Raw genomic sequence first — 8657 nt, forward strand, 5'->3', positions numbered from 1 at the left:
CGGTCAGACGTTCTTTCCGCAGCATTTTTTATATTTTTTCCCGGAACCGCATGGGCACGGATCGTTCCTGCCCACCGTCTTTTCACTGACGGCTTGCTTTGACGCGCGCCATTCGCGGGTAATTTCGTCCCGCCGTTCCGCAGGCAAAACGCCGTCCCACCCCGGAAGCGTATACAGCCATTTCGCCTTTGCCTCATGCATATTGAAATACAGCTTTTCAAAATCAATATCAAGCTTGACGGCGGTATCTTCCTCCAGCGTATCAAGGTCGATCTCTTTTTTGAGGCTGGTGTTGATGCCGTCAATGAAGCCGCAGAATACGACGGGTTCCATCCCCACCTTTTCCGCAACCTCCTTGAGCGTTCCTTCATAGGAGGCAGAGGGATCGGCCAGTATCTGCTCGTAGACATCCGTTTCCATCGAAAAATAATCGTCCCAAAACGCCTGCTGCTGCGCGGGCGTTTGCGCCATCTGCGCAAGGTTTTTCCATTGTTCGTACAGCGCCATCACAGAACCTCCTGAAGCTCTTTATCCAACCGCTTCGCGATTTCGCAAATAAATCCATGGGTATCGACGACCGTTTTATCGCCCTTTTCCCACAAAAGCGCGAGGTCTTTGGTCATTACGCCTTCCTCAATCGTGCGGATCGAGGCCCTTTCGAGGGCTTCCGCAAATTTCACGAGCGCGTCGTTTTTATCCAGCTCTCCGCGTTTTTTGAGCGCCCCCGACCACGCGAAAATCGTCGCCATGGAATTTGTGGAGGTTTCTTCGCCTGCCTGGTGCTTGTAGAAATGGCGCGTTACCGTGCCGTGCGCCGCTTCGTATTCATAATTGCCGTCCGGCGAAACGAGCACGGACGTCATCATGGCGAGGCTGCCGAACGCCGTGGCGACCATATCGCTCATGACGTCGCCGTCGTAATTTTTGCATGCCCAGATATACCCGCCTTCGGAGCGGATCACGCGGGCCACCGCGTCGTCGATCAGCGTATAGAAATATTCGATGCCGAGCTGTTCAAATTTTTCCTTATATTCCGCATCATAGATTTCCTGGAAGATATCCTTGAAGGTATGGTCGTAAATTTTTGAAATCGTGTCCTTGGTTGCAAACCACAGGTCCTGCCTGGTGTCGATCGCGTAATTGAAACAGCTGCGCGCAAAGCTGCCGATGGATTTATCGGTGTTATACATGCCCTGGGCAACGCCGCCGCCCTCGTAGTCAAACACGGGAAGCTTTGTTTCCGTCCCGTCCTGCGCGGTGAACACCATTTCAAATTTTGTATTCGCCGGTACGCGGTATTCCGTATTGCGGTATACGTCGCCATAGGCGTGACGCGCAATTGTAATCGGTTTTTTCCACGTTTTTACCGACGGGGAAATGCCGTCTACGACGATTGGCGCGCGGAACACCGTTCCGTCCAGGATCGCACGGATGGTGCCGTTGGGGCTCTTGTACATCTCTTTGAGGTTGTATTCCTCTACGCGCTGCGCATTCGGTGTGATTGTGGCGCATTTTACGCCGACACCGTATTTCTTGATCGCGTTCGCCGCGTCGTACGTCACCTTGTCGTTTGTTTCATCCCGATAGGGAAGTCCGAGGTCGTAATATTCGGTGTTGAGCTCAATATATGGCAAAAGCAGGTCCTGCTTAATCATGTCCCATATAATCCTCGTCATTTCGTCCCCGTCCATCTCGACAAGGGGCACCGGCATCTTGATTTTCTGCATATCCTTTCCTCCTCAAAGCTTATTCCACGCAAAGCGCGCGATTTTTACAGTGCTTCCAAGCCCGGGCCGCGCTCCGTCCACATCACGTACGCGTCTTCCCCGTTGTTGGAATAATAACGTTTCCTGATCCCGTGGATCGAGAACCCACATTTTTTGTATAGCTTAAGCGCGGCTTTATTGGACACCCGCACCTCGAGCGACATTGCATCCGCCCCGTGCTCTTTGGCGGTTTTGTTCAGCGCCTGCATCAGCGCGTAGGCATAACCCCTGCCGCGGTATGCGGGCAGGATGCACACATTTGTGATATGCGCCTCGTCAAAAATAATCCACATGCCGCCGTAACCAATAATCCGGCCGCCCTTTTCCACGACGAGATACACCGTGTTTTCATTTTCGATAATATCGTCATACAGCATTGCATACGACCACGGAAGATCAAAACTGCTGTTTTCGCAATAATGGATGTCTTCCAGGTCTCCGCGTTCCGCACGCCTGATGACTACATCATTCAAAGTCCTCAACGCTTCTTCAACCTTTCCGCCTGACTTTCCCGCAAATAATGCGGCTCCAGTTCGTCATACCGGAGAAATTCCCCACGGCAATACATTCTTTCCGCAACCGCGCATACCGACGACGCACGCTGCAAAATAAACTGCTGCGGCAGGAACAGGCTGTCCGGCCTGTGTTCCAGTATCCTGTTTTGAAAGCGTTCCGCCGCGTCTCCCGCAAAGACCGCCGGCCCCGCCGGAAGCAGCTCCTTAAGAAGCGTTACGAGCGGCACCGCGCATTCGCGGACGACTGTTTCCCCGCCGCATTTTGCCATTGTATAAACCTCGCCCCGGCGCGCGTCCATAACCGCGCACACGGTGCGTTTTTCAGCGCCCGCATTTTCGATCAGCGCATCCAGCGTGTTCACTGCGACGACCGGTTTTCCCGCCCCGTGCGCCATTGCCGCGCATGCCGCAGTGCCGATACGGATTCCCGTGAACGACCCCGGCCCCGACGCCACCGCCAGCGCGTCCATATCGTCCGGTCTGTATCCGGCCGCCCGGAGTGCCCCGTCCACCGCCAGCATGAGGGTCCGGGAATGCTTTTTCCCGGCATCAAGATAGATTTCCGAAAGCAGCCTCCCATCCTCGCTGACCGCGGCGGAAAGCGTATTTCCCGTCGTATCTATTCCAAGCAGTTTCACTTCAGCACCTCTTGCAGGGTTATTTTCCGGCTGTTTTCGCCCGTGCGCTCAATCGTTACATCGTAGCGCGGCACCGGCAGTGCATCGGGGATGAGGTCCGCCCATTCGCACACGCATATGCCGTCCCCTGCCGCATATTCGTCGAAGCCCGTCTCATAGAGTTCGTCTTCGTCCGCAATGCGGTATACGTCAAAATGATAGAGCGGAAGCCGCCCGCTTTCATAAGCGCGAAGGATGGTATAAGTGGGACTTACGATTCCCTCCGTGACTCCCAGACCCTCCGCAAGGCCCTGCACAAAAGCGGTTTTCCCCGCGCCAAGGTCCCCGTAAACGGCAAGAAAGCTGCCTTGTACCAGACGGGAAGCCAGCTTTTTTGCAAACTCTTTTGTTTTGGATTCATGATCGCTTAAAAATTCCTGCATCTGCGCCCGGTTCCTCATCGCTTATGTGCGTCTGCACATTTTCCTATTATAAAGGAAAAGCGCCGCTTATGCAAGGTTTCATGCGGGAAAGCCAGCCCCGGTGCTTATTTTTCCGCGGGGCATTCCTTAACGCTTTTGACTTCCTTAAGGCCAAACAGGCGGCCGACAGATTTGTATAATGCAAAAGTCAGCACTGAGTTAATACCTGCCTTAATCAGGTTGAAGGGCAAAATCGCCGGGACGACAAGCCCGATGACCTGTTCGCGCGGGACGCCCATGTAGAGCGGCGTTACGATAATATTCCAAACCACCATCGCCGCCGTCCACGCGGCGACCCCGACCGCAAGGGCGACCACCGCATTTTTACGCGTCTTTTTCCTCTTGTAGATATTCCCGGCCACAAGCACAAACACGCCTGTCGCCACGATATGCATCATAATCCCTATGGGGCCTGCGGACGCGCTTACCGTTATTCCCTGGAGAACCGCTACAATAACCGTAAGGATGAAGCCGACCAGCGGCCCGAAGGCAAACGTCGTGATGAAAATCGGGATATCGGCAGGATCGTATTCCAGGAAGGGCAGGAACATCGGGATGTGGATAAAGGCCACCAGGATGACGGACAGGGCCGCCATAACCGCGATGGAAGTGATGTTGCGCGTCGTGAAGCGCGGCTTTGAAAGACTGTTCATGAGATGATACCTCCATATTAAAAAATTTCCGTGAATCGAAATCCCCGGAAATCAATATGTGGCCATATCGCTCTTCTCTCATCCAGACTATACTGTCGGCTGCGGAATTCCACCGCATCGGCCCCGTTTAAGGGGTTCGCAGGCTATACTGCCGGTAGGGAATTTCACCCTGCCCCGAAGACTCATTCACTTTTCTGACATTTATTATAAGCCCCCCGCAATTTTCTGTCAACACCTCCATTTGACAGGAAAATCGTTTTTGTTTAATATAGACAAGTATTCTTCGGGCGTTCCGGCGCTTATTTCCGAGCATTTTTCAATTACAGGGGTATGGTGGTTATGGATTTTGATTTGTTTATGTCCCGGTTTTCCGGGATTCTCAGCAATGTAAATGATTTTGTATGGGGTCCTGTTATGCTCGTCCTGCTGGTCGGCACGGGCGTATTTTTGATGATCCGCCTGAAATTCCGCCCGCTGCGCAATTTGGGGTATGCGCTGCGGCAGGTCTTTTCCAAGCACAGCATCAGGAAAGAACACAACGACGACGCGGGCGATATCTCCCCATTCCAGTCGCTCATGACCGCCCTTGCCGCAACCATCGGCACCGGGAATATCGTGGGCGTGGCGACAGCCATGACGCTGGGCGGCCCGGGCGCGCTTTTTTGGATGTGGGTTTCGGCGGTGTTCGGCCTTGCGACAAAATATGGCGAATCCGTCCTTGCCGTTTATTACCGCGAGAAAGACCAGCGGGGCGAAATGTCGGGCGGGCCCATGTTTTCTATTAAAAACGGATTTAAGGTGAAGTGGCTCGGGACCATCCTTGCGGGCGCGTTTGCGGTATTCGCGGTCATCGCTTCGTTTGGAATCGGTAATTTAACGCAAATCAATTCCATTGCGGACGCCGTTTTGGGCACATTCAATATTCCTACATGGGTCACTGGCCTTGTGATCGCGGTGCTTGTGGGAATTGTGCTTTTGGGCGGGATTCAATCCATCGGAAAGGTTTCTTCCAAAATTGTGCCGGTGATGGCTGTTTTTTACGCGATCGGCTGCCTTATCGTAATTATTATGAATTTCGATTCCCTTCCCTCGGGCGTGGGACAGATTATGAACAGCGCCTTTTCCCCCACCTCCATCCTTGGCGGGGTCGCCGGTTTCACCTTTGCCAGCGCCCTTCGTTTCGGCGTTGCCCGGGGGGTTTTCTCCAACGAGGCCGGGCTTGGAAGCGCGCCGATTGCCGCGGCCGCGGCAAAGACCGACCATCCCTGCCGGCAGGGCTATATCAATATGACGGGCACGTTTTTCGATACGATCATCGTATGCACCCTTACCGGACTCGCCATTGCCGGGTCGGGCGTGCTCGGAAGCCTTGACGCGGGTGGCGAGCTCGTAACCGGCGCATCCCTTACCATTGCCGCTTTTGGCAGCGTTATGGGGCCGGTGGGAAGCTATATCGTAACGATAGGCCTCATTTTGTTCGCGTTTTCCACGATTCTCGGCTGGAGTTATTACGGCGAAAAAAGCCTTGAGTACCTCACCCACTCGATCAGGGCACGGTATATTTACCGCGCAATTTTTGCATGTGTTGTTTTCGTGGGCGCGATTACGTCGCTTAAAATTGTATGGAATTTTTCGGATACGGCAAACGGCCTGATGGCGATTCCCAACCTCATTTGCCTGCTGGTGCTGAGCAAGGTGATTGTCCGGCAAACGGACGACTTCGACGCAAAATTCCTGAAGCGCGAAAAAATGATGCGCAGGCGGGTAAAGCACATTTGAATCCCGCGCAAACGGTATGGCGAAATGCGATACCGTTTTTCTTTTGGCAATTGTAGGCCCCCGGTCCGGATTTCATTGAAAATCTCTTGCTGTTATTATATAATAGCAACAAGCTGCAAGCATGAACGCAACCCAACATAATGGAGGGACTGTTTTGAAAAAGCTGATACCGATCCTTACGTTTATCCTGATAATGTCCGTATCCGTATGCGCATTTGCCCTGCCTTACGCGGACCAGACGTATCATTACAATATCGACCTTCCCGAGGGTGAGGCCGCTTATTATTATACGCAGGAAGGCTCGAACATGCCCGAAGACCTCCTTTCCGTTGCGCAAGGAAAAACGCCTCCCGTATCTTTTTTGGCTGCGGCTTATGAAAACGGAACGACGCTTTCCTATTCGGTCGATATGACGGCAACGCCCATCACAGGACTTTTGCCCGATCTTGCGTCGGGGACAACGGTCATGGATTTATCTATGCTCACAGCGGAGCAGCTGGATTCAATTGCACAGAATAAGAAAGCGGAATATGGTTCTGTTTATGTGTTTGATGCGGATACAACGGAAACGCTTGCGGGAAAAACCGCGCTTGTACTGACCGGCCGCCATGCGGAGGACAACGGTTATACGACAAAGATTTATTTGCTCGCGGACAATAATAATTTATTTGTGGTTACGATGCTCTATAAAAACGACGCGTCGAACGCCTACCTTACCCCGGCCGAGGCCATTTTATCTACGCTGCAATTCGACAGCACCCCCGTTTCCGCCCAGCAAACAGCGGCGCCGACCGTTACGCCCGCGCCCACACCGGCCGCAACCGTTTCGGCAGTCCCCACCGCCACCCCCGCGCCACAGCCATCCGCGACAGCCGGAGCATCCGGTGCGGCGGGAATACAGCAATTTTTTCAAAATACCGGCCAGCGGATTTCCGACGCTTACTATAACGACCCGTATTTCCCGTTATATGTTGCCGGAATTTGTGTTGTTGCGGCTCTTATCATTATAATTATCGTGCTTATCCGGGCAAGCCGGAGAAGGAATATTCCCGATGATGTCTCCGGCGTCCTTGTTGAAACAAAAACGGATTCTGCGGATACCACTTCGGAAAAAACCGGAGAGGATCGCTTGTCCAAGGAACCCGAACCTGCCAAACCTTCAACCGAAACGCCTATGGAACCCGCAGGGAAAACCGGCGCCGCTTACGATCTCAGTAAATATACGCGTTCGCCGCGCGGCTATGACGTAGGCAGCCCTATCACCCGGCCTACCATTGCGGAAGAGTCCCTTTCGCGCCGGAGGTCCTCTGCGCAAAAGACGGCGGCTGACGATGTGCCGAAGCAGGCGGCTCCCGCCAAAAAGGCTGCGCCGCAGCCTGTCCGGGACAGTGCGCGGCCCAAGGTTGGGTCCCGTGTTGAACGGAACAAGGGGAAATACAAAAAAAGAAAATAGTTCCTTTTTTGCAGGAAAAAATAAATCTATTTCTTGACTTCACCTCTTCCGTATAATATAATATTTTGTGTTGCTCGCGGTAGTGCTGGAATCGGCAGACAGGCACGTTTGAGGGGCGTGTGTCCATGACGTATGGGTTCAAGTCCCATCTACCGCACCACGTCGAAAAATCGCTTAACCAATAGGTTTGAGCGATTTTTCTTTTGTATTGCGGTTTGTAAGCATTTCCAACTTTCTGCTCTGTCTCTGCAAATTCTAATATTTCGCATGAAAATACAACACAAAAGAATAAAATGCAACACGAAATTTGCCCACAAACCCACTCCGCTTCGCTTCGTTGGGTTTTGCCGGGGCCCCGCTTTGCCTGCATCTATTTTGTGTTGCGTATGCAATTAAAGGGACTTGAAATTACAATTAAATCCTATTTTCTTCAATCGGAATACGAACTAAAGCCTATATATTTTTCTTGAAACAAACATCGTTACACTATATAATAAATTTAATGAATTATATACATTTCGTGATTAAATCAAATAAGAAAGCGAGCGGCAAATGAAAAAATTCTATTTAATGATTGTGCTTGTTTTGTTACTATTCATATTTGTTGGATGCGTCACTATATACACAACAGGTCCAACAGAGTCGCCTGCTGCTACAGCACCTATGGAGTCTGATGCAGAAACGGATGTTTCAGCCTCTATTGCATCTGTTGTGCCTTCTCAAGGCGAGGTTGATCTTGATCCTGCAGAAATAATATCCTCTGGCATACTTGGAAAAGATGAATCCTTTCTATCCTCTGATGATATGTTAACGAGAAAGGAAGTGGCTTCCAGCACAGAATCAGAACCAATTGTTGCTTATGAGAAACAATTTGAATTTTTGCGGAACAACTGTATATTAAGATATATGATAGATGATGAAAAAATTGTCAGTGGATCATATACAATTTCTGGTGAAATAAATGAATCGAATAAAGAGGATATAGTGAATTTATTTTTTGATATTTCTTCTCAGATGGAATCAAAATATGGTTTGGCGAATGAAGCGTATATTGTTGGTTCTGGTTCAGTTGATACCAATCTGGAATTAAAACCTGATACAGTCAATGAACTAATTGATTTTAATGCTACTGAGAATATAGTATTTAATGGAGTCTTTACATTTCGCAATAGTGATTTCGTTGCACATGATACCTTTACTTATGTTGGAGGAACGAATCAGTATACTATTTCTGTGATGTATACCATGTAAGTAAATAGCGATGAGTATATGATTATTAAATATCACTTCTGTGTTAACCGCTGTTCAACTGCGCAAAAAAAGGCCGCAGCGTAGAATATGGCAGCGTTTCAAATTTTGTGTATTCTCAGAAATGAGAAGTAGAATATCGAA

At 50.7% G+C, this 8657-nt stretch carries 9 protein-coding genes, 1 tRNA gene and 1 riboswitch; of the genes, 4 read left to right on the top strand and 6 right to left on the bottom strand.

All coding sequences use genetic code 11. From position 1 onward, the window contains the following. Positions 1-3: 3 nt before the first annotated feature. From BBD38_RS02655 to BBD38_RS02680, 6 genes are all read right to left on the bottom strand, one after another. Positions 4-507, bottom strand: a complete 504-nt coding sequence (locus BBD38_RS02655) for an SEC-C metal-binding domain-containing protein (protein WP_066684142.1) — start codon at positions 505-507, stop codon at positions 4-6. Continuing rightward, entirely contained in the window at positions 507-1727 is a 1221-nt protein-coding gene (locus tag BBD38_RS02660; protein WP_066684143.1) for an NADP-dependent isocitrate dehydrogenase, read from the bottom strand. Before BBD38_RS02660 ends, BBD38_RS02655 begins: the two co-directional genes overlap by 1 nt. A 44-nt stretch (positions 1728-1771) precedes the next feature. Further along, a complete protein-coding gene (gene rimI, locus BBD38_RS02665) occupies positions 1772-2239 on the bottom strand; it encodes a ribosomal protein S18-alanine N-acetyltransferase (RefSeq protein WP_066684145.1) in 468 nt (155 codons plus the stop codon). A 5-nt stretch (positions 2240-2244) separates the two neighbouring features. Then, positions 2245-2919: a tRNA (adenosine(37)-N6)-threonylcarbamoyltransferase complex dimerization subunit type 1 TsaB gene (gene tsaB, locus BBD38_RS02670; RefSeq protein ID WP_066684149.1), complete on the bottom strand. Its 675-nt coding sequence runs from the start codon at positions 2917-2919 to the stop codon at positions 2245-2247. Continuing rightward, complete coding sequence (tsaE, locus tag BBD38_RS02675; protein ID WP_066684249.1) at positions 2916-3341, bottom strand: tRNA (adenosine(37)-N6)-threonylcarbamoyltransferase complex ATPase subunit type 1 TsaE; 426 nt, start codon at positions 3339-3341, stop codon at positions 2916-2918. The genes tsaB and tsaE overlap by 4 nt, the downstream gene beginning before the upstream one ends. Positions 3342-3445: 104 nt before the next feature. Beyond that, a complete protein-coding gene (locus BBD38_RS02680; protein WP_066684150.1) occupies positions 3446-4033 on the bottom strand; it encodes an ECF transporter S component in 588 nt (195 codons plus the stop codon). 66 nt (positions 4034-4099) lie between these two features. Then, positions 4100-4219, bottom strand: a riboswitch (FMN riboswitch). A 171-nt stretch (positions 4220-4390) separates the two neighbouring features. On the opposite strand from BBD38_RS02680, the gene BBD38_RS02685 reads away from it, so the two are divergent. The 4 genes from BBD38_RS02685 (at position 4391) to BBD38_RS02700 (ending at position 8516) form a co-directional block, all read left to right on the top strand. Beyond that, the gene (locus tag BBD38_RS02685; RefSeq protein WP_066684250.1) at positions 4391-5812 is read left to right on the top strand and encodes an alanine/glycine:cation symporter family protein; all 1422 of its coding nucleotides are present in this window, start codon (positions 4391-4393) and stop codon (positions 5810-5812) included. Positions 5813-5966: 154 nt separating this feature from the next. Next, the gene (locus tag BBD38_RS02690) at positions 5967-7265 is read left to right on the top strand and encodes a hypothetical protein (RefSeq protein ID WP_066684151.1); all 1299 of its coding nucleotides are present in this window, start codon (positions 5967-5969) and stop codon (positions 7263-7265) included. Positions 7266-7341: 76 nt separating this feature from the next. Further along, positions 7342-7425: transfer RNA gene (locus BBD38_RS02695), tRNA-Leu, on the top strand. A gap of 392 nt (positions 7426-7817) precedes the next feature. Next, entirely contained in the window at positions 7818-8516 is a 699-nt protein-coding gene (locus BBD38_RS02700; protein ID WP_066684154.1) for a hypothetical protein, read from the top strand. The last annotated feature ends 141 nt before the right edge of the window (positions 8517-8657 follow it).

The organism is Christensenella intestinihominis (genome assembly GCF_001678845.1).
Taxonomy (GTDB): domain Bacteria; phylum Bacillota; class Clostridia; order Christensenellales; family Christensenellaceae; genus Christensenella; species Christensenella intestinihominis.

Bases quoted from the DNA above. Each gene is read 5' to 3' on its own strand.
- BBD38_RS02660 (WP_066684143.1), bottom strand. From the start codon at position 1,727: ATGCAGAAAATCAAGATGCCGGTGCCCCTTGTCGAGATGGACGGGGAC.
- BBD38_RS02685 (WP_066684250.1), top strand. From the start codon at position 4,391: ATGTCCCGGTTTTCCGGGATTCTCAGCAATGTAAATGATTTTGTATGG.
- BBD38_RS02655 (WP_066684142.1), bottom strand. From the start codon at position 507: ATGGCGCTGTACGAACAATGGAAAAACCTTGCGCAGATGGCGCAAACG.
- BBD38_RS02680 (WP_066684150.1), bottom strand. From the start codon at position 4,033: ATGAACAGTCTTTCAAAGCCGCGCTTCACGACGCGCAACATCACTTCC.
- tsaE (WP_066684249.1), bottom strand. From the start codon at position 3,341: ATGCAGGAATTTTTAAGCGATCATGAATCCAAAACAAAAGAGTTTGCA.
- BBD38_RS02700 (WP_066684154.1), top strand. From the start codon at position 7,818: ATGAAAAAATTCTATTTAATGATTGTGCTTGTTTTGTTACTATTCATA.